Origin of the sequence: Alkanindiges illinoisensis, assembly GCF_004377485.1 — a bacterium.
Classification (GTDB): Bacteria; Pseudomonadota; Gammaproteobacteria; order Pseudomonadales; family Moraxellaceae; genus Alkanindiges; species Alkanindiges illinoisensis_A.
The window spans coordinates 1-20,897 of sequence record NZ_SNTY01000030.1; the positions used below are offsets into that span (position 1 = coordinate 1).

Annotated in this window: 22 protein-coding genes and 1 pseudogene; 15 read left to right on the plus strand and 8 right to left on the minus strand. The window is 45.7% G+C overall.

The window, feature by feature from the left end; genetic code table 11:
- Positions 1 to 229: 229 nt before the first annotated feature.
- From E2B99_RS08450 to E2B99_RS08460, 3 genes are all read left to right on the plus strand, one after another.
- On the plus strand, positions 230 to 907 hold the full coding sequence (locus E2B99_RS08450; RefSeq protein WP_134244566.1) for a hypothetical protein: 678 nt from the start codon (positions 230 to 232) through the stop codon (positions 905 to 907).
- 155 nt (positions 908 to 1,062) lie between these two features.
- Positions 1,063 to 2,073, plus strand: a complete 1,011-nt coding sequence (locus tag E2B99_RS08455) for an aspartate carbamoyltransferase catalytic subunit (RefSeq protein WP_134244568.1) — start codon at positions 1,063 to 1,065, stop codon at positions 2,071 to 2,073.
- A 12-nt stretch (positions 2,074 to 2,085) separates the two neighbouring features.
- Complete coding sequence (locus E2B99_RS08460) at positions 2,086 to 3,321, plus strand: dihydroorotase (protein WP_134244570.1); 1,236 nt, start codon at positions 2,086 to 2,088, stop codon at positions 3,319 to 3,321.
- Between the two features lie 117 nt (positions 3,322 to 3,438).
- Here E2B99_RS08460 and E2B99_RS08465 read toward each other — a convergent pair whose 3' ends face one another.
- Complete coding sequence (locus tag E2B99_RS08465) at positions 3,439 to 3,843, minus strand: PaaI family thioesterase (protein ID WP_134244572.1); 405 nt, start codon at positions 3,841 to 3,843, stop codon at positions 3,439 to 3,441.
- A gap of 73 nt (positions 3,844 to 3,916) precedes the next feature.
- Between E2B99_RS08465 and E2B99_RS08470 the strand changes: the two genes are divergently transcribed.
- Positions 3,917 to 4,699, plus strand: coding sequence for a Rossmann-like and DUF2520 domain-containing protein (locus E2B99_RS08470; protein WP_134244573.1), 783 nt, complete (start codon positions 3,917 to 3,919; stop codon positions 4,697 to 4,699).
- Positions 4,700 to 4,759: 60 nt separating this feature from the next.
- Here E2B99_RS08470 and trmB read toward each other — a convergent pair whose 3' ends face one another.
- Positions 4,760 to 5,569: a tRNA (guanosine(46)-N7)-methyltransferase TrmB gene (trmB, locus tag E2B99_RS08475; RefSeq protein WP_134244574.1), complete on the minus strand. Its 810-nt coding sequence runs from the start codon at positions 5,567 to 5,569 to the stop codon at positions 4,760 to 4,762.
- A 151-nt stretch (positions 5,570 to 5,720) separates the two neighbouring features.
- Between trmB and E2B99_RS08480 the strand changes: the two genes are divergently transcribed.
- Positions 5,721 to 5,963: a hypothetical protein gene (locus E2B99_RS08480; protein ID WP_134244575.1), complete on the plus strand. Its 243-nt coding sequence runs from the start codon at positions 5,721 to 5,723 to the stop codon at positions 5,961 to 5,963.
- Between the two features lie 52 nt (positions 5,964 to 6,015).
- Entirely contained in the window at positions 6,016 to 6,603 is a 588-nt protein-coding gene (locus E2B99_RS08485) for an IMPACT family protein (protein ID WP_134244576.1), read from the plus strand.
- Between the two features lie 127 nt (positions 6,604 to 6,730).
- Here the strand turns inward: E2B99_RS08485 and E2B99_RS08490 are convergent, their stop codons facing one another.
- From E2B99_RS08490 to E2B99_RS15100, 4 genes and pseudogenes are all read right to left on the minus strand, one after another.
- On the minus strand, positions 6,731 to 7,486 hold the full coding sequence (locus E2B99_RS08490) for a D-Ala-D-Ala carboxypeptidase family metallohydrolase (RefSeq protein ID WP_166739013.1): 756 nt from the start codon (positions 7,484 to 7,486) through the stop codon (positions 6,731 to 6,733).
- Positions 7,487 to 7,689: 203 nt separating this feature from the next.
- On the minus strand, positions 7,690 to 8,013 hold the full coding sequence (gene fdxA / locus E2B99_RS08495) for a ferredoxin FdxA (RefSeq protein ID WP_134244578.1): 324 nt from the start codon (positions 8,011 to 8,013) through the stop codon (positions 7,690 to 7,692).
- 164 nt (positions 8,014 to 8,177) lie between these two features.
- Positions 8,178 to 10,823: a DNA mismatch repair protein MutS gene (mutS, locus tag E2B99_RS08500; protein WP_205669657.1), complete on the minus strand. Its 2,646-nt coding sequence runs from the start codon at positions 10,821 to 10,823 to the stop codon at positions 8,178 to 8,180.
- A gap of 272 nt (positions 10,824 to 11,095) precedes the next feature.
- Positions 11,096 to 11,416, minus strand: a pseudogene (locus E2B99_RS15100) (transposase); the annotation flags it as partial.
- A 1,117-nt stretch (positions 11,417 to 12,533) separates the two neighbouring features.
- Here E2B99_RS15100 and E2B99_RS08510 point away from each other — a divergent pair.
- The 4 genes from E2B99_RS08510 to ureC all read left to right on the plus strand — a co-directional run bounded on the left by E2B99_RS08510 (position 12,534) and on the right by ureC (position 15,839).
- On the plus strand, positions 12,534 to 13,367 hold the full coding sequence (locus E2B99_RS08510) for an urease accessory protein UreD (RefSeq protein ID WP_134244579.1): 834 nt from the start codon (positions 12,534 to 12,536) through the stop codon (positions 13,365 to 13,367).
- A 91-nt stretch (positions 13,368 to 13,458) separates the two neighbouring features.
- Positions 13,459 to 13,761 carry an urease subunit gamma gene (gene ureA, locus E2B99_RS08515; protein ID WP_134244580.1) on the plus strand — a complete coding sequence of 101 codons (303 nt, stop codon included), beginning with the start codon at positions 13,459 to 13,461 and terminating at the stop codon, positions 13,759 to 13,761.
- A 23-nt stretch (positions 13,762 to 13,784) separates the two neighbouring features.
- Positions 13,785 to 14,090 (plus strand): urease subunit beta, encoded by a 306-nt coding sequence (locus tag E2B99_RS08520; protein ID WP_134244581.1) that lies wholly within the window; start codon positions 13,785 to 13,787, stop codon positions 14,088 to 14,090.
- Between the two features lie 48 nt (positions 14,091 to 14,138).
- On the plus strand, positions 14,139 to 15,839 hold the full coding sequence (ureC, locus tag E2B99_RS08525) for an urease subunit alpha (protein WP_134244582.1): 1,701 nt from the start codon (positions 14,139 to 14,141) through the stop codon (positions 15,837 to 15,839).
- A gap of 26 nt (positions 15,840 to 15,865) precedes the next feature.
- On the opposite strand, the gene E2B99_RS08530 is transcribed toward ureC, so the two are convergent.
- Together E2B99_RS08530 and E2B99_RS08535 are read right to left on the minus strand one after the other, a co-directional pair.
- Positions 15,866 to 16,285, minus strand: coding sequence for a type II toxin-antitoxin system VapC family toxin (locus E2B99_RS08530; protein ID WP_166739014.1), 420 nt, complete (start codon positions 16,283 to 16,285; stop codon positions 15,866 to 15,868).
- 82 nt (positions 16,286 to 16,367) lie between these two features.
- The gene (locus E2B99_RS08535) at positions 16,368 to 16,634 is read right to left on the minus strand and encodes a type II toxin-antitoxin system Phd/YefM family antitoxin (RefSeq protein WP_134244584.1); all 267 of its coding nucleotides are present in this window, start codon (positions 16,632 to 16,634) and stop codon (positions 16,368 to 16,370) included.
- Positions 16,635 to 16,760: 126 nt separating this feature from the next.
- Here E2B99_RS08535 and ureE point away from each other — a divergent pair, with 126 nt between their 5' ends.
- The 5 genes from ureE to E2B99_RS08560 all read left to right on the plus strand — a co-directional run bounded on the left by ureE (position 16,761) and on the right by E2B99_RS08560 (position 20,532).
- On the plus strand, positions 16,761 to 17,240 hold the full coding sequence (ureE, locus tag E2B99_RS08540; protein ID WP_134244585.1) for an urease accessory protein UreE: 480 nt from the start codon (positions 16,761 to 16,763) through the stop codon (positions 17,238 to 17,240).
- 4 nt (positions 17,241 to 17,244) lie between these two features.
- Complete coding sequence (locus E2B99_RS08545; protein ID WP_430981463.1) at positions 17,245 to 17,958, plus strand: urease accessory protein UreF; 714 nt, start codon at positions 17,245 to 17,247, stop codon at positions 17,956 to 17,958.
- A gap of 31 nt (positions 17,959 to 17,989) precedes the next feature.
- Entirely contained in the window at positions 17,990 to 18,604 is a 615-nt protein-coding gene (gene ureG, locus E2B99_RS08550; protein WP_134244586.1) for an urease accessory protein UreG, read from the plus strand.
- A 19-nt stretch (positions 18,605 to 18,623) separates the two neighbouring features.
- Positions 18,624 to 19,181: a HupE/UreJ family protein gene (locus E2B99_RS08555; RefSeq protein WP_134244587.1), complete on the plus strand. Its 558-nt coding sequence runs from the start codon at positions 18,624 to 18,626 to the stop codon at positions 19,179 to 19,181.
- A gap of 604 nt (positions 19,182 to 19,785) precedes the next feature.
- Positions 19,786 to 20,532: a TorF family putative porin gene (locus E2B99_RS08560; protein ID WP_134244590.1), complete on the plus strand. Its 747-nt coding sequence runs from the start codon at positions 19,786 to 19,788 to the stop codon at positions 20,530 to 20,532.
- The last annotated feature ends 365 nt before the right edge of the window (positions 20,533 to 20,897 follow it).

Below are 20,897 nucleotides of genomic sequence, written 5' to 3' on the forward strand. Positions count from 1 at the left end.
GCGCACGCCTATGGAAACATTGCTTGATGGAAAACAGATTTGGGCTGAAAAGAATCTAGCTCAAATTTAACCTGACACTCATCATCAAAACGGGTAACTGTCAGATCAGGTTTGAGCTAGTACAGATAATATATGGGGTACGAGTGACGATAATCTGTATAGTTATATTACCTGTGAATTTTCTGGCCAGCTTGATCAGCCTTTGCGCGATCTAGTATTGGAATTTTATATGCCTAATCCTATGCAAAGCAGTGTTACTGGAAGTATTTTAATGGCTATACTTGCACTTAGGGATTACTCACAAAGCCTGTGTTCTCTAGGTTATCAGTCTGATAGAGCATTTATAGAAAAAGAATTTATTTCTAAAATCAACAAGGATGATCAACCTTTCTTTATGCGCATTTGGGATGCTCAAGTAATATCAAACAAGATTACAGGTTCTAAAAGCAAAATTTCAATTCATATTGATGACATTACCTTGGGTGATGATCTCTTGGAGTGTATTGAGGACAATATAGTCTGTGATCAACTATTATTCGGATTAAATAATAATCAAAATAATTACCAGTATATTAATGCTAATTATCTAGCTGATCTAAAAGATAAAAAATTGTATGAGTATACTCAGCAAGATGGCCAACTAAAGGCGGTTAATATTTATCAGTATAGTACGACTGCAGAAGAAGCCATAGCAAATGTTGGGGCGCTGGAAAAGCTGGGTAGCCGTACCTATGAATATGAAAAAAATCAGGTCAATATCTGTATGAAAAATAGTGAGGGTGTAGTAGAGAATTTTTCGATTAATACTTATGAGGATAAAAAAATTAAGCAGATTGATGAGTATACCCCAGTAAATTGTGCTGCTGAAGGGACAGTGCAAAAGCGCTCAATTTATAATTATCAATAATAATATCAAGCCTGATGTAATAATGTTGAATTGCCAGTGTCATACGCTATGTAATAGCACTGGCAGCTTTTTATAAAACAATTCGCTAAAAATTAATTATTTTTAGAGTAAACTAGCGCCGTGTTTGCACCCACCGTTTATACAGGCCTTGTCTTATGCATCTTGCTGCCTTGCACACCTTGAGCCAGATCCAGTTAAACCAGTATGGCAACCTGCGCCATTTCCTGAGTATTGAAGGCTTATCACAACAACATCTCATCAATATTCTGGAAACGGCTGAAACCTTTCTGGGTGAAAATGGCCAGATTATCAACCGTCCGTTGCTGGAAGGCCGAACGGTGATGAATCTGTTTTTTGAGCCATCTACCCGCACGCGCACGACGTTTGAAGTGGCTGCTAAACGATTGTCTGCCAATGTGTTAAACATTGATATGCAGCAGTCCAGTACCAAAAAGGGCGAAACCCTGCGTGATACCTTGTGGAATCTGGAAGCCATGGCCGCTGATATGTTTGTGATCCGGCACTGGGCTTCGGGTGCAGCGCATTTTATGGCGCAAAGTGTATGCCCGGATGTAGCAATCATTAATGGGGGCGATGGCCGTCACTCGCATCCCACCCAAGGCATGCTGGATATGCTGACCATTCGCCGACATGCGGGTAAACCATTTTCTGAGTTAACGGTAGCCATTATTGGCGATATCAAACATTCACGGGTAGCCCGTTCTGATATCGAAGCCCTGCAAACGCTAGGTGCCAAGGAAATTCGTGTCATTGCGCCCAAGACCTTATTGCCAACAGGCATTGAAGAGTTTGGCGTGACTGTATTTGAAGATATGGACAAGGGTGTAGAAGGCTGTGATGTGCTAATTGCCCTGCGTATTCAAAATGAACGGATTGGCTCACCGCTGCTGGCGTCCAGTGAAGAATTCTATAAATTATACGGATTGTCAGAAGCAAGGGTACAACGTGCTGCTCCCAATGCGTTGGTGATGCATCCAGGCCCGATGAACCGTGGGGTGGAAATTGCCTCTAATGTGGCGGATGGACCGCAATCACTAATTTTAAAACAGGTGAATTACGGCATTGCGGTGCGTATGGCAGTGCTGGCGTTAAGCATGCAGGGACAGCTTGAGGCCAAAGGTTTACTGGATCAGGCGCTGGTATAAGGGGAAGGCAGCATGAGTATGATTGAAATTAAAAATGTGCGTGTGCTTGACCCTATTCATCAGACTGATGAAGTCAGGACAGTATGGGTTGAAAATGGCAAACTGCTGGCAGATGCTGCTGGTCAGGACATTAGCCAGCGTATTGACGGCCAGGGCAAATGGCTGATGCCTGCGCTAGTGGATTTATGCGCACGGCTGCGTGAACCGGGTCAGCAGCAGCATGGCACTTTAAAAACTGAAGGACAGGCGGCGCGTGCTGCCGGTTTTTTGCATGTGATATTACCACCAGATACCAAGCCTGTGCAGGATAATGGGGCATTGCTTAGAGGCTTGCGTGAAAAAGCCTTTAATGATGGCGGCATTTACCTGCATATCATTGGCGCACAAACCAAGGGACTGGAAGGCAATCAACCAGCCAATATGGCCAGTCTCAAACAGGGCGGCTGTATTGCAGTGAGCAATGTGCGTGCGGCATTTGCTGATGATGATGTATTGCTGCGTACGCTGGAATATGCAGCCAGCTTGGGTTTAAAGGTATTTTTCTATCCGGAAGAGCATTCACTGGCCAAAGACGGCTATGTGCATGATGGCTTTACCGCATCACGTCAGGGCCTAACCGGGATTCCGGCCATTGCGGAAACCGTGGCATTGGCCAAGCAATTGCTGATGGTTGAAGCCACGGGTGTGCAAGCGCATTTTAGCCTGTTGTCCTGCGGTGCTTCAGTTGAGCTGATCAAGGCTGCCAAAGCCAAAGGTTTGCCAGTCACTGCTGACGTAGCCATGCATCAGCTACATTTAACTGATGAAACCATTGATGGCTTTAATGCTCTGGCGCATGTGCGTCCGCCGCTACGCAGTGAGGCAGACCGTGAGCTATTACGCCAAGGTGTTGCCAGCGGTGTGATTGATGCGATTTGCTCGCATCATGAGCCGTTATCGGCATCAGCCAAACTGGCTCCATTTGCTGAAACCGAACCTGGTATTTCCAATATAGACACATTTATGGCACTGGCTGCAGCGCTGGTGCATCAGGACTTACTCACGCCATTGCAACTGGCCAGCCGCATTAGCCAGAATCCTGCAAAGATCGCCGGAATTGAAAGTCAGTGGCAGGAGATTGGCGGCTGGGTGCTGGTTGATCCAAAACTAGAGTGGGTAGTTAGCAATGACCAGTTCCAGTCACAGGGTAAAAATACCCCATTTCTGGGTGCCAAGGTCAAGGGTAAAGTAGAGCAATTATTGGCCTAAACTGGCCAGTTGACTCCCCATAACGGTGCTCAACATGGCAATCTGAGGCGTCATAGGCTTGCTAAGATTGATCAGATAAGGTTAATTAGACAACTGATCTGATCAATACCTACACAACTACCCCAACTTGACATAGCTTCCTGTGGCATGTGCCACCAGCTTTTCACCCGACAAAATTTCAACCCGCATCAGGGTATGTTTTGCACTGTCTTTAACCATATACGCAATCGCCGTTAAATCATGGGCTGCTGGACGGCTTAAAAAATGAATCTGGAAATCACGGGTAACTGCGGCCAGGTTTTTTTCATCAATTGCCAGCATTAAGGCATACATACTGGCATCGGCCAGCGCCATTAAAATTGGCCCTGAAATGGTATTGCCATGGCGGGTTTGTGCTGGTTTAAAGGGCAATACACACTGTACTTCTGGTAAGCTGATGCAGTCTACAAAAAAGCCCTGCATGTCCGATAAGGGTACACTCTGACTAATGAGTGTGGTGAGGTGTTGTGCCTGTGAATGCATGGATAATCCTGATGTGAAAACTGAAAAAATATCCTAGTGTAAAATTTAATGTTGCCCTGTGAAGTCATCAATAATGAACATCAGCTTAATCGGTAGTGGTAATGTGGCAACGCACTTGGCACAAGCCTTATATGATTTAAAGCATCAGATTGTGCAAGTTTATAGCCAGAATTTAAAAAATGCCCAGCAACTAGCATCACTGGTGCAAGCACAGCCAGTTTATCAGTTGCAGGAATTGCAACCTGCTGATTTGTATTTAATTGCAGTTAAAGACAGTGCAATTGCTGAAATAGCGGCTCAGCTTGCTCCTTTAAATATTCAGGGCATTGTTGCCCATACATCTGGTAGTACTGCGCTTGATGCTATTCAACAGAGTAGTCCGCATTATGGCGTGTTTTATCCGCTGCAAACTTTTTCCAAAGCCAAAGCGGTGGACTTTAGCCAGGTGCCATTATTGCTTGAGGGGAGCAGTGCAAAAGTAATCCAGCAGTTGGATATACTGGCACGACAGTTGAGTACACAGGTTTATCATTACAGCACGCAGCAACGACGTAGTTTGCATCTTGCCGCGGTCATTGCCTGTAATTTTTCCAATTATTTATATAGTGTGGCTGATGATTACTTAACCCGGCAGGGTGTTGATTTTGATTTGCTAAAGCCCTTGATTTTGGAAACAGCCAGCAAGATTCAACATCATGCACCCATACACATGCAAACTGGCCCGGCGGTTCGGCATGATCAGGGTATTCTGGATATGCACCAGCAGATGCTGGAAAGCCAGCCGCAATTACAGCAGGTGTATGAGCTGTTAAGTCAGGGAATTATGCATTTGCACATGAGCGGCAACAAAAATTAGCGATAAAAAAAGCCAGCTCAAAGCTGGCTTAATAGACTTAGCTCAAGACTAAGCGGCTAATCAGATTTTCTCAAAAATAAAATCCCAGACGCCATGACCGGCTTCATGGCCGCGACGTTCAAATTTGGTTTCTGGTCGCCAGTCCGGCCGTGGTGCAGCATTGCCTTTGCCATAAACATTTTTTAGGGCAGGACGATTATCTAAGACATCAAGCATCCATTCAGCATAATGCTCCCAATCTGTGGCAGCATGGAACCAGCCCCCTGTTGCCAGTTTTTGTTCAACCAGCGGCATGCGTTCATGCGAAACAAAGCGGCGCTTAAAGTGTTTTTTCTTTTGCCATGGGTCAGGAAAATACAGTTGCAGGCGGTCAATCGAACCATCCGGTAAGCCTTTGAGCACTTCCAGCGCATCAGCGTCCATCACCCGCAAATTGGTCAGTCCCGCCATACCGGCTTCATACACACATTGCGCAATACCCGGTACATGCACTTCAATGCCCAGAAAATTACGCTCTGGTGCCGCCTGTGCCATAAGTACCAGCGAGCGCCCCATGCCAAAACCAATTTCTACCGTCAGCGGATGCTCCGGGTGCTCAAATAGCTGACGGGCATCATGAATGGGAGCTTCAACAATCAGGTGCTGATAATCTTCCAGCGCCTTGGCTTGCGACGTATTTAAGGGTGACGAACGTCGCATGAAAGTCAGCACCGAACGGTGTGCCCTACCATTTTCAGCAGTACCATCCTTCGCAGATTGAGCTTGATCATTTCCATCTGGACGGTCAGGCTGCTCGGCAAGCTGAATAGGTTCCTGTGGATACTGTTGGTCTGACTGCTGTTGATTTGGCGGGGTCGAAGGCTGCGTCATGGAAAAACGGTTGGCTATGGCACAAAGATGCGCGCATTGTACTGGATTTTTAGCTGGTTTACTTCTAGAAGATATCATTCTAGTGGGACTGACTCATGCCATTATAAAATAAGACATGTTCAAACTGCCTATAAACAGGAAAACAGAATAAATGCCATCAAAATATCCATCATATAAAAAAATCTGGTTCCCTGCCAAACGCTATGGCTTAGGCTGGGGCTTGCCAGTAGCATGGCAGGGCTGGGTTGTTCTGGTGGGTTATCTGATCTTGTTATTAGCCGGAATGGTTTGGCTATTTTTCAAGCAAAATGCGATTTATTACATGGTTTATGTGTTTGCTATTACAGCCGTTTTAATCACAATTTGTTTTATCAAGGGTGAACGTCTACGCTAAGATGAAACCCAGAAATCGTTATCCTGTATTTTGAACTTCGTAATTTTTACTCATGACTTTTACTATTGCAGATATTACTACTGCTCAGCAGGATATTAAAAAAAGCCGTTTTATGGCCATTGCTGCACCTGTTGGTTCCATTGAACAGGCACAGCAGTTTCTGGCGCAACAGCATGATGCCAGCACCACGCATCAGTGCTGGGCATGGAAAATCAATGGGCAAAGCCGAGTGAATGATGATGGTGAACCTGGTGGAACAGCAGGCAGACCCATTCTGGCAGTGATTGAAGGCCAGCAACTGGACAATATCATTGTACTAGTCAATCGTTGGTATGGTGGCGTAAAGCTAGGGACGGGTGGACTGGTGCGCGCCTATGGCGGAGCCGCGCAGCTATGCTTACAGGCTGCTCACAAGATTGAACTGATCAAAACCTTACAGGCCAGTTTCTTTGTGAGTTTTGCAGAATGGGCACGGGTAGAGCATTACCTTAAGAGCCATAAAGTGCAGATTGTGCAGCAGCATTATGACGCACGGGGTATTCAGCTTGAGGTAATCATTGCAGAAGCCTTTAAGAATGAGCTAAATGGCTGGTTGCAGGGAATCACTGCCGGACGGGAAACTTTAATAATTAAAAAGTGAGAGTGCATCAAGTTAAAGCAACTCAGTCAATATTGATAACTGGATTAAGAATCGTTTAAAAAAGCGCAGTGCCCTAAAAAATAATAAGATGTAATGATAATACCATTACATCTTAACCAGAATGTACTTAGCTTGGGCAGATTGAAGTATTGTGCGTATGGTCTGGCCCCCATGTTCTAAAACCCTGGGTATCAATATGAATCTGGCCACTGGCATAAACGCCCAGGCCCATATTCAGGCGCTGACCATTATTTTGCCAGTATTCACACAACTGATGTTTGGCACGGGCAATTTTTTCAAGCTCGCCAATATCCGGGTTTTCACTGCCAATCCGGAAATCCAGTGCAGAGTTATGCACATGCTTGCTACCGGGACTACCATTGGCGCACTGGTTAAGCTCAGCATCACGATAGACCGAAGTGACTTCAATATCATCCAGAATTTTTTGATCCTGCAACTGCTGTAGCACTTTGAGCGTAGGTAGCAGATTGTCCCATAACTCACTGGACGGCACAGCGTATGGTTCACGGCCACAACGTTCCCAGTCACGTGCGCTTTTAAGCAACTCAAACATGGGTGCTGCCCGGCTGACATCGTGGCGAATCAGGTAATTGTGATAGCGGTTCACCTGTTGCTCGTGTGAACCTTCACTCAGCCACTGCTTATAGCTGGATGGTGGCGCACGGTGCCAATGGGTATTTTGTTCAATCATTAGCTCTGGTGGCAATTTGTTCAGTTTTAAAGGTTGAGCAGGACGAATAACCTGAGTATGAATAACTGGTTTTTTGGCTGGCGGATTGATACAGCTTCCCAGCAATGGCATCAGGCACAACAGGAACAACCAACGAAGCTGTGTATGATCCGCCTTGGTTTGCTGTAGCATTCGTGCTCCTTTTTTCATGAAATAATTTTTAAGCCAGTTCGGTGTTATATTGTAACAATTAGCCAGTTTTACAAGTCCTGAATTGGCCAGATTTTTGTAAAATTCTATTCACAGTATGAAGGCGGACAACAAAAAAAGCCCGCTTTAAGCGAGCTCTTGTAGCCAGACAACCCAATGGCCGTATTGGCTGAATTTATAAAGGCCTAGCGTTCCAGCAGTTTCAACTTGTCTGGCTTGCCATTCCATTCTTCACGGTCAGCAGGCTGCTCACCAATCTGGGTGATGTTGGGCCACTTTTGTGACAGGTCAGCGTTGATTTCAATAAACACTTCCTGACCGGCTGGCAGCTCGTCTTCTGAAAAAATGGCGTTGGCCGGGCACTCGGGTTCACACAGCGCACAGTCAATACATTCGTCCGGATTGATCACCAGAAAATTTGGGCCTTCATAGAAACAATCGACTGGGCAAACTTCAACGCAGTCCTGATATTTACATTTAATACAGTTTTCGGTGACAACAAAGGTCATGGCGACAGCTACCCTACAACATATTAGCAATTGGGGGCTATTTTAGGCGCTTTTGCCTGCCAGTAACAATTCCTTTTAGTGATATTATTTATAGATAACATCGCTTAAGCCTTCAATTTGATAAAAATCAGTATCTAATACGTTTTTTTCTAAGGTTTTCACTTTTAAAGTTGCTGTTTTAAGGCATATAAAAGCTCAAGTGCCTGCCGTGGCGTTAGGTTGTCAATGTCGGTTTGTTTTAGTTGCTCCAGTACAGGCGATGGTTTTTCCACCTCTATAATCTGCACTTGGGGTTCTACCCTATGTTCTGGCGTGCTATTAAAAACAGTATCAAAGTCAAACAAGTCATTTTGATGGGCTGTACCAATATACTTGCTTTGCTGGCGCTCCAGAGTTTTCAGGCGTTGCTGGGCTTCCTTAAGCACGGATGCCGGAATACCAGCCAGTTTGGCCACTTGTATGCCATGGCTTTGATTGGCCGCACCTTGACGTACCTGATGCAATAAAATCAGGTCGCCATTAATTTCCTTTGCCGCCACATGATAATTATCAATACCAGACTGCTGGCCTAATTCCGTTAGCTCAAAATAATGCGTGGCAAACAGGCATAAACATTGAATGCGCTTGGCCAGATCCAGCACACAGGCCCAAGCCAGCGACAAACCATCGTAAGTGCTGGTGCCACGGCCCACTTCATCCATAAGTACCAAGGAGTGGCTGGTCGCATGGTGCAGGATTTGGGCGGTTTCGGTCATTTCTACCATAAAGGTTGATTTACCGCTGGACAGGTCATCAGCAGAGCCAATCCGGGTGAAAATCCGGTCAATCGGACCAAGCCGGGCTTGCTTGGCAGGCACAAAACTGCCGCAATAAGCCAGAATGCAAATCAGGGCCGTTTGCCGCATATAGGTGGACTTGCCGCCCATGTTGGGGCCTGTAATTAATGCAAGCCGATGTTTTTCATTTAAATTGACATCATTGGGTGTAAAAGATGCTTTGATTAAGGACTCTACAACCGGATGGCGTCCAGCCTGAATATCGATACCGCATTCCGGCTGAAAACTGGGGCATACCCACTGGCGGTTGCGCGCCTGTGCCGCCCAGTTGGATAAGACATCCAGCTCGGCAATCGCAGCACTCATGCCCTGTAGCGCGGCCAGTTCCTGACGCAGCGTGTCCAGCAATTGGTCAAATAACTGTTTTTCACGGTTTAAGGCACGTGATTCACTGGACAGCACTTTGTCCTCAAAAGTTTTAAGCTCTGGCGTGATATAACGCTCGACATTTTTCAGGGTTTGCCGCCGAATAAAGTGCGCGGGTGCTGATTCACTTTGCGCACGGGTCAATTCAATGTAGTAGCCACTGACCCGGTTATAGCCGATCTTGAGGGTAGCAATCCCGGTGTTTTCCCGTTCGCGCTGTTCCATATCCAGCAAAAACTGGTTGGCATGGTCGCGAATCTGGCGCAGTTCATCCAGTTCGGCATCAAAGCCCGGTGCAATCACGCCACCGTCACGCAGCAGCACGGGTGGGGTTTCAACCACGGCCTGTTTGAGCAAGTCAAATACATGATTAAAACTGCCAAGCTGCTGCGAAAGCTGCTGGAGCACCAGACTTTTTTGATGTAGCGCAGGGCGCAGGGCATGATGCACAAAGGGCAATTGGGCACAGGCTTGCCGTAGCATCACCAGATCACGCGGGCGTGCCGTATTGAGGGCAACGCGGCCCAGAACCCGCTCGACATCGCCAATGCTGGACAGCGCCACGCGGATGGCTTCTTCATGGTAGCCATTTAAAATGTCGTCAATGGCGTCCTGACGTTGCTCCAGCAGTTTGGTATCGCGCAAAGGCTGCATCAGGTGACGCGCCAGCAGGCGTGAACCCATTACGGTCTGGCAGCGGTCTACCAGTTTGAGCAGGGAAGTGCCGTGTTCAAATAGCGGCTCGGTAATCTCCAGATTACGCCGGGTGACCGGGTCAAGCGCAATAAAGGCATCCATGCTTTCCACGCGAATACGCTGGATGTGCGGCAGGCTGGTTTTCTGGGTTTCGCTGGCATAATGCAGCAATGCGGCGGCTGCTGCTTGTGCAAGTTTTAAATGCTCAACGCCAAACCCGGCCAGCGTACTGACCTTAAATTGTCGGCATAACACATCAGCCGCATTGCCGGGATGAAAGTCCACATTGGGGCGTCGGGTTAAAGGGGTTTCAATCTCCTGCCGCAATTGTTTAACAACAGGGCTATCTTCCACATCTTCACTGATTAAAATTTCAGCTGGGGAAAGACGCGCCAGTTCAATAGTCAAACGCAAATAATCCAGTGCCATTTCCTGCACCAGAAACTGGCCAGAGCTCAGCTCAAGCAACGCAATACCCACGTTGTCCTTATCAAAACTTAAAGCCGCCAGACTGGCACTTTGATGGCTTGGCAACAAGGCATCATCAGTGAGGGTGCCGGGTGTCAGAATCCGCACGACTTTTCGCTCTACCGGCCCTTTGCCAGTGACTTCACCAACTTGCTCACAAATGGCAACTGTTTCACCAGCCTTAACCAACCGCGCCAGATAGCCTTCTGCCGCATGATAGGGTACCCCAGCCATGGGGATTGGCTCACCATTGCTTTTGCCCCGATGGGTCAGGGTAATGCCCAGTAACTTGACTGCCCGGTGTGCATCATCAAAAAACAATTCATAAAAATCACCCATGCGATAAAACACCAGTGCCTGTGCATACTGCTGTTTGACAGTCAGGTATTGCTGCATCATTGGAGTATGGGAGCTAAGGTCAAGCATGGGGTTGGCAGCGTTCACTGGGTATAGAATCCTTAAAGAGATTTAGCCTTCTTGAAGAGCATATTTTAGCAAATTTGAGGGGGCTAATAAAAAGGAATACAACATAGCATGATTCGCTTTTGCTATTGAAAAATGAAAATGAGGAGTGCTACTTTTATGGCAGCTATCAGTGGTCAGTGCTTAATTATGCTGTCAACCCGGATATAACAAATTAAGCTGGTTTCACTTGTTTGTACCAGGGTTTTGCATTTTATAAGTGATATCCACTCGGGTTGATTGTGTTGCATTGATTAGGCAGCTTTGGGCTGCTTTACCTTAATATAGTAAACCTCATCTGGGGTCTGCGCGTCCAGACTTGAATGCGGTCTACGTTGATTGTAAAACTCGAAATATGCAGATAACTGTGTTTTGGCATCGCGTACGCTGGCATACGATTTCAAGTACACCTCCTCATATTTCACCGTGCGCCACAGCCGTTCAATCATCACGTAGTCCATCCAACGACCACGACCATCCATACTGATCTGAATACCGTGCTGCTTGAGAACGTAAGTAAAACGGTCACAAGTAAACTGGCTACCCTGATCGGTGTTAAAAATCTCGGGTGTGCCTTCAAATCCACATCAGGCTCAGGCTTGCTTGTCGCTGATTCAAAGACTCGGGCAGATTGGTTAAGCACTGGGTTCTTCCAGTCAAGGATTTGATTGGCATGAATGTCAAGCTGCGCGCTCAATTCTGCCAGTGTGTGATCGCCTTTAATGGCGGCAAATGCGACTTTGGCCTTGAAGTCAGGCGAATGGTTGCGACGGGGTCTTCTGCTCATAAAGTGCTCCATTTTAGGGGTGTTACCCACACCTCTCGGGGACTAGAGTATCACTTATAGCAGTGGTATGAATTTGTGAGACCAGCTCAGTTAAAGTCATTTAACTTTAGATATTAAATACATAAGTATGTGTATCTTAATTGCTAAAATTGATATTTATAGTGTGCTAAACACTGAAGCTGGAATATCGAATACCTATCAGAAGTAAAAATTTCTAAAGAAAACAAAAAGAATGACATCCAGAAAAGCCTAATATTCCAAGTATAAATAAGCTTAAACTAGCTGTTAAATTCATCGATTTACAGTGGAATAGATTTTTTGATATGAGAAGGTATGCCTACAAAATTTTCAGCTCTTCTTTTAAACGCATTTTGGATTATTTTCAATCTTACTAAGTTGTTTGATAAAGATTATAGCAGGATAAATTTTATTTGAAATATCAATTACATACTTGGCTCTAAAAATAAACAGCAAGAAATTTTAGCGAATACAAATAACAACATGCATAGGTTTTGAGGTCACTACCTTATTGTCTTTATTAATAAGAGCTGAAGTTGTGAATAAGCAGGGTTTCATCAAAGCTATTAGTAGTGGTGCGTTTTATTTTTCTGATGAGATTTTAAGGCATGCAATGCAGATAAAACCTTTGAGCCTCTAGATTGCTCCATTAGGGTGCAAGCGATGACATACAACGAACAAGTAATATTTACGATAGCTATGCTAGCGTTACCACTCGTGTTTAAGTCCTATCTTAAGTGAAATAGCATACCTTTTAAGCAAACACCGATAATCAGTAGAAAGATTTGCTTCATGTCAGGAAATGATGTGTTGCTGGGATTTATTGATTTTGCTAATACTCTCACTATGAACAATGATGTCTTCAAATCAAATGGGTGGTGAAAGTAATGTGGCACGCAAAGTTATCACTGGGCTTTGAGAAACAAATCAATCGCACCATTTTGAAGCATCGTAAACACAATGGCCCACTTCGGGTGCAAAAAGCACTTTGGCCAGAAGCCACTGGTGTATGCCATGTGATTATTGTACATCCACCAGCAGGCTTTGCAGGCGGGGATGAGTTAAGTATTGAGGTTAGCGTTGGGCAGGACAGCCATGCCCTGATCACCACGCCGGGAGCTGGCAAATGGTACGCCAGTACCGGACAAACTGCGAGGCAAGCGATTGAGTTACAGGTGGCTGACAATGCCATTTTAGAGTGGCTACCTCAGGAAACCATGCTGTTTAACCAGGCTATTGCAGAAAGTCAGACCACCATTCATTTGGCTACGAGTGCTGCTTTTATTGGCTGGGATATTCTGGTGATTGGCCGTCAGTCCCGTGCGGAAAAATTTGATACAGGACAATATCATAACCAGTTAAATCTTTGGCAAAACGGGCAGTTGCTCGTTAAGGATCAATTGGCTTTCAAGGGGAATGACCGCTGGCTAAGCTCACCGTTAGGGATAAACCAGCAGGCGGTAAGCGGTGCATTTTATGCAGTGCCGCCGCAAGTCTGCCGCGATGAAGCCAATCTGGATGAACATATTAATATTTTACGGAACTTGATGAGCCGGATGAAGGTGCCCGTGCATTTAACCCGCTTAGGCTATGCCGTGATCGCGCGTTACCTAGGCAACGATACCCGGCAATGTCTGGATGCCTTTTCAGGTTTGCGCGCCAAATGCCGCCGCGAATGGTTTGGCCTGGATGAAGAACTCCCAAGGATCTGGAAAACCTAATACTCATATCAACTGCTGGTTTATTCATCATTAAATATAAAATTTGCATACTTCTTGCTTTAATTAAAATGTTAATAAAAGAGCTGTACCTATGGAACTGACCCCAACCGAAAAAGACAAGATGCTAATTTTTACTGCCGGGCTGGTGGCAGAGCGGCGAAAAGCTCGCGGTTTAAAGCTCAATTATCCAGAAGCGGTGGCTTATATTTCGGCGGCACTGCTTGAAGGTGCGCGTGATGGCAAAAGCGTCAGTGAACTGATGCATTATGGCACCACGTTACTGAGTCGTGATGATGTGATGGATGGCGTGGCAGAGATGATTTTAGAGGTACAGGTTGAGGCAACTTTTCCTGATGGCAGTAAGCTGGTGACCGTGCATCAGCCTATTATGTAAGTACCAATAATAAGGAACAGTACATGAATCCCGGTGAAACTTTTGTGGAAGCTGGTGACATTGAAATTAATGCAGGCCGTCAAACTATGCGTATTAATGTTAGCAACCATGGGGATCGTCCCATTCAAATTGGTTCACACTTTCATTTTTATGAAGTCAATGACTCACTGGTGTTTGAGCGTGAACAAAGCAAAGGCTTTCGCCTGAATATTCCAGCGGGCACAGCCGTGCGCTTTGAACCGGGACAGGTGCGGCAGGTTGAACTGGTAGCCCTTGCCGGCAAGCGTGAAGTGTATGGGTTTGCTGGCCGTATCATGGGCGCGCTCTGATTTTTCGCACTTGTTTATGAAAAATGAAAGATTGAGGAAGTAAATACAATGAAAATGTCGCGCCGTGCCTATAGTGAAATGTTTGGCCCGACCACAGGCGATCGGGTGCGGCTGGCGGATACCGAGTTACTGCTGGAAGTTGAGCATGACTACACCTGTTATGGTGAGGAAGTTAAGTTTGGTGGCGGAAAGGTGATTCGGGATGGCATGGGACAGTCCCAGCTGAATGCTGAATTTGTGGCCGATACCGTGATTACCAATGCGCTGATTGTGGACTGGTGGGGAATTGTCAAGGCAGATGTAGGTATTAAGAATGGCCGCCTCTGGAAAATTGGCAAGGCCGGTAATCCCGATGTCCAGCCGGATATTGATATTCCGCTAGGGGCAGCGACCGAAGTAATTGCTGGGGAAGGGCAGATTTTAACCGCTGGCGGTGTAGATACCCACATTCACTGGATTTGCCCGCAACAGGTGGAAACCGCCTTAATGTCCGGCGTAACGACCATGATTGGTGGTGGTACAGGACCTGCCGCCGGAACATCGGCCACCACAGTCACACCGGGGCCGTGGCATATTGCGACCATGTTGAAATCGATTGATAGCCTGCCCATGAATATTGGCTTGCTGGGCAAGGGCAACCTGAGCCTGCCAGAACCGATTGCCGAACAAATCCGGGCAGGTGTGGTGGGCTTAAAGCTGCATGAGGACTGGGGATCAACCCCGGCAGCCATTGATAACTGCCTGACCGTTGCCGACCAGTACGATGTGCAGGTTGCCATCCATACCGATACCTTAAATGAAAGCGGTTTTCTGGAAGCCACCTTAGGCGCCTTTAAGGATCGTACCATTCATACCTACCATACTGAAGGCGCAGGCGGCGGGCATGCCCCAGATATTTTAAAAGCAATTGGGCAGGCCAATGTGTTGCCATCCTCAACCAATCCCACCCGCCCCTATACCATTAACACCATTGATGAACATCTCGATATGCTCATGGTGTGTCATCACCTCGACCCTGCCATTAGCGAAGATGTGGCATTTGCTGAAAGCCGGATTCGACGTGAAACCATTGCCGCCGAAGATATTTTGCAGGACATGGGTGCGATTGCCATGATGAGTTCGGACTCACAGGCCATGGGGCGGGTGGGTGAGGTGATCATCCGTACTTGGCAAACCGCGCACAAGATGAAAGTGCAGCGTGGCCCGCTGGATGGTGATTCTGAGCGCAACGATAATCACCGCATTAAGCGCTATATTGCCAAATACACCATTAATCCAGCCATTACTCACGGTATTGCACATGAAGTGGGTTCGGTGGAAGTGGGCAAGCTGGCTGATCTAGTCTTATGGAAACCGGCATTTTTTGGTGTGAAGCCATCCATGATCATTAAAGGTGGCATGATTGCCGCAGCACCGATGGGCGATATTAATGCTTCCATTCCGACCCCGCAGCCAGTGCATTACCGTCCAATGTTTGCTGCATTGCCGGATGGTGTGCATGCGTCCTGCATCACCTTTTTATCGCAGGTTGCTATTGAGAATGGCATACCTGAGCAACTGGGCCTCAAAAAAATGATTAGCCCGGCCAAAAATACCCGAAATATCCGCAAGACCGACATGAAGCACAATGATTATCTACCCGTGATGGAAGTACACCCGGAAACTTATGTGGTAAAAGCCGATGGTGTGCATTTAACCTGTGAACCGGCGGATGTGTTACCGATGGCGCAGCGGTATTTTCTGTTTTGAAGTTAATTTTAGGCTAACAGGTGAAGTTACTGAAAAGGATTAATCAACTGGATATCCAGATGTTCAAAATCTTTAGTATTGCGTGTAACAACTGCAAGGTCATGGACAAATGCACTCGCGGCAATGAACCCATCTGCAATTGCTAAGGGGATACCTTGAGTTTGGCGAATGGCTCTGAATGTGCCACATTGTATGGCAATATTGTCTTCAATATTAATGATACGGCTTGCAAAGCGTGCTTTAAGGTCGTGGTTAAGCCAGGTTTTGATGTGTTCCTTGCGTGCACTGGCTGGCATTCGTTCAATACCAAATTGTAGTTCAGAGAGCGTCACGACACTGATAAAGCACAGTTGCTCTGGATGGTTAAGAATCCATGCAACAACACCAGCATTAGGTTGCGGCTTAACCAGTTCGGACAAGATATTGGTATCCAGAAGATAGCTCAAAGTCATACTCGTTTTTAAATTTTTAATTGATGAGGCGAATGGAACATACTTTTTAGCAGATGTCAGTTAGAAAAAATCCCAGTTAGAACACATCAGTATCGCGATGCTGATCCTGCGTAGCATCGCGAGAAGGTAGTTCAAGCTCGGTATTGGCCAATGGAGAGTTTTGCATAAAATCCAGCAGGCTATTTTTGGGTTGTTGCGTTGCTATCCAGTCGTCATAGGGAATAACTACTACGCGGCCATGCCCGTGGTGGGTAATGATTTGTGGTTGATGTTGCTCATACGCCTGACGAATCAGGGTGCTGAAATTGGCTTTGGCTTTGGCAATGCTCCACTGGTTTGACATGATTTTTCTCCACCGGAAATTATAGTCATTATGGTCATATTTTTGATTTTATCGCAACATAGTAAGTTGTCGGTTTAAGCAGTTAATTGTTGAGTAGTTTTTAAATAATCTTGAGTTGATGAAAGTATGCAGATTTATACACAGCGCTTGGATGAAAAGGCAATTGAAAGCAGTAATGATGCGCTAGCTGGAACAATTTCACTGACTTTTGACACCCGCCAGAAATGCCGCTTCCGTGCCACTTTAGATAATGGTCAGGACATTGGCGTGGACTTGCCACGTACAGGCGTATTGCGCGGTGGGGCATATATCGGCACGACAACCGGTGAGGTATTGCAAATTCAGGCTGCACCCGAAAAACTGCTGTGCGTGACTGCTAATCAGCCATTTGATTTGCTAAAGGCAGCCTATCATCTGGGTAACCGTCATGTGCCACTCATGCTCACGCCGGCGGCCTTATATCTGGAACCGGATTATGTGCTGGCCGATATGGTACGCGGTTTGGGTTTAACAGTAGAAGAAGTCATGCATCCATTTGAGCCGGAAAGCGGTGCATACGCCCAGCATCAGCATGATAATCGCTTACGTCCCTATGTCCCTCACTAAAGCCATGCCCATTACTGAATTGACAGCCGACAGTAGCAGTGCAATGAACGCCGCCAGTTTGCTTAAGCTGTTGACCTTATCTTCTACCGCCTTGCCCATTGGTGCCTATTGCTATTCTCAAGGCGTGGAAAGTGCAATTGAATGCGGTCTGATCGTCAATGAAAAAAACGCGCTGGCTTATTTTGAAGACGTACTGGACTTATTGCTGGTGCGTTATGAATTGCCGATGCTGGCGCGGTTAATTCATGCCGCAAAATCGGCGGCAACGCAACCTCATGAATTTATCCGACTGGCCAGTGACTATAAAGCCAGCCGCGAAACCCGTGAGTTTTTGCTGGAAAGTCAGCAACTGGCTTTTTCACTCAACGCATGGATTAAACAGGTGCTGGGGCTGGAGGTCCAGGTAGAGTCGCATTATGGTTTTGTGCCAGTGTATGCCCAGTTATGTGCACGACTAAAGTTGCAGCCACAAGATTGTCTGACTGCGTATTGTTTTAGCGTACTGGAAAATCAGGTACTCGCCGCAGTGAAAACCGTGCCGCTCGGACAAATGAGCGGCCAGCGAATTTTATGGCAACTGCATCAGCGTATGCCAGAAGCGATTCAGCAGGCATTAAATTTGCAAGATGCTAAACAACCTTTAAGCAGTAATTTACCCAATTTTGCCATGTTGTCCATGCAACATGAAAACCAGTATTCACGGCTGTTCCGGTCGTAAATATTTTATTCAGTCATTTTCAGGAATTAATATGTCAGAACGTAGTCCACTTCGAGTCGGCATTGGAGGCCCGGTTGGTTCGGGTAAAACAGCCCTTACCTTAAATCTTTGCCTTGCCTTGCGTGATAAATACAATATGGCGGTGGTCACTAATGATATTTACACCAAGGAAGACTCCAACTTTTTAACCCGCAATCAAGCCATGAGCCCGGATCGGATTGTCGGGGTCGAAACGGGTGGTTGTCCACATACCGCCATCCGGGAAGATGCTTCGATTAATCTGGCGGCTATTGATGATTTAAATAACAAGTTTGCTGGCCTTGAGCTGATTATTATTGAAAGTGGTGGGGATAACCTGGCTGCAACCTTTAGTCCTGAGCTGTCTGATTTAACCTTGTATGTCATTGATGTGGCCGCTGGGGAAAAAATCCCGCGTAAGGGTGGCCCCGGCATTACCAAGTCTGACCTGCTGATTATCAACAAGACTGACCTGGCGCCAATGGTAGGGGCGTCGCTTGAAGTGATGGATCAGGACGCCAAGCGTATGCGGGGTGAGCGACCATTTTTGTTTTCCAATATGAAAACCAAAGATGGCCTAAATGACATTATTGCCTTTATTGAAAAGCAGGGTCTATTTAAAAATTAACTCCGATTGAGGAAAAATCATGCGATTTATATTACTGGCGTTACTGGCAGTTTCAGGGGCTGCACTGGCACATCCGGGCCATGAATACAGTCATTCTGCCTTACTGGCAGGGTTGCTGCATCCATTGTCGGGACTGGATCATTTAACCATGGGGCTGGGATTGGGCATTTTGCTGGCGCGCACTTTTAAGCAGGCACGCTTTATGGGACTGGCACTGTTAGTGGCCACACTCAGTGCTGGTTTTATGCTGGGCATGGCACAGATTGTTCCTGTTAATGTGGCAGAATATGGCATTGTGGCGTCCTTGCTGGTATTGGCGATGGCATTGTGGCAGCGTTCTACCTCGGTATTTTTGGCAATGGCTGCGCTATTGGGCATATTCCACGGTCTGGCGCACGGCGCTGAATTAGGGGCCGGGATGAATCCGGTAGGCTTTATGCTGGGCATGCTCATGACGTTAAGCGCACTCTACAGTGTTGGCCTGGTTGCAGGACAATGGATCAAGCGTCATATCAAGCAGGGTGACCGTGTGGTTGCTGTGCTAACTGGTGTGGTTGCATTGCTGGGACTGGCTTAACGCCAAGGTTGTTTATAATAAATAGACCTGCTGATCATCGTTAATTGGCAGGTTTTTATCATTGTTAAAATTAAAAAAATTAACCAGTTCGCTTTTATCCTAGCCCAGTCTGATCAAAGAATTTTCCCCAGTTTATTTTTAATTCCATAATGAAGGCTTAACCCAGTACAACTGTTTTAAGCAGGGTACAACTTTAGGCGCTGTCACGCTCTTGTGAAATGAGCCAAATAGGGTGGCATGTACAATGAGTCTATCGTGAAGCAATAGTACCTTAAGATAAAAGTACTCTGGTTTGATATGAAGCCGCTGATAAGCCTTAATCTATACCGATAATAATCTTTATGTTGCTGGCATGCCTCAACAGCTAAATAATAATGCGCCATTATGTGGCTTAATATTAAAAAAATGCACTAAACTGAATAAAATAAAATTGAAATTTAAGCCTACATGAAACTGATACATTTAATACTCATGGGTTTTGCTGAGTTTAAATATTAATATAATATTGGCATGTAATTTGTATAACTATAAATATGGCCATTTAGGTCAGTTAAAAGCAAGTTATTTGGGGAGTATTTAAATGAAGCATGGTCTTAATCTGTTAATGACTGTAGTATTAGCATCCACAGGAATAAATAGTGCAATGGCAGCTGAAAGCACACCATTACCTTTTCCGGGAACTATCACTGGAAATGTCAGTGTGGTTTCCAGTTATAACCTGCGTGGTATTACCATTGGACCGGAAAATGATAATACCGCACTACAGGGTGGCCTTGATTACAGCCATGACAGTGGTTTTTACGCTGGTTACTGGTTTTCAAATTTGGGGTATTCCTATGCGGGACTTAATCCGGGTTGTAAGGGTACAGATTGTACAACCAAGTCTTTTGAAAACGATTTTTATGCAGGCTTTAAGGGCAAGTTAACTGAAGATCTAGGTTTTCAGCTAGGCGGCACCGTGTATTACTACTATCCGGGCTGGGAGTCTACCGGCTATGAAACCATTGTAGGCCTAAGCTATAAGCAATTTACTGTCACTGCACAAACCCTGCTGAATAATGTAACCTTTGGCAATAAAGGGGATACCTACTTTCTAGCCACATACGCGCCTGAACTTGCTGGCGGATTTACCGGAAAACTTCAGGCTGCTGCCTATTATTACGGTGATGATGATGAGTTTACGGGTCCCACCACGACTGATTTTGCTTTTCGGCATGCCACACTGGGTATCGCACATCCACTGGGTGCAACTGGAGCAACCTGGGGCCTAGATTATATCTTTGGTGGCTATTCACGTAATGAAACCAAACAGAAGAACAAAGCTGTATTAAGTCTAGGCTATAGCTTTTAATCAGGATGAGTAAAATATTCTAAGGAATGATTTTAACAGAAGGCCGGATTTTATTCCGGCCTTTTGTTATTCTAGTTATTAGTGATGTGATTGAAAATTTATACAGATATAAAATATTCACCACATATTAAAATGGTATTAATGCAAGGTAGGGATTTAAAAAATAATAAATAAGCGGGTTAATATATTTCAATAGATATTTTTCAGAATAATTATAACCTATATTAAATACGGATTTTATTAGACTTCTTTCATAAGTTAAAAATTGACCAGAAAACTATTGGTATTTATGTCATGCTTGGCTGATGAGATATAAAGATATTAAACGCTTAAGTGCCGACAAGTTCAAGCGACTGGTTGGCGTG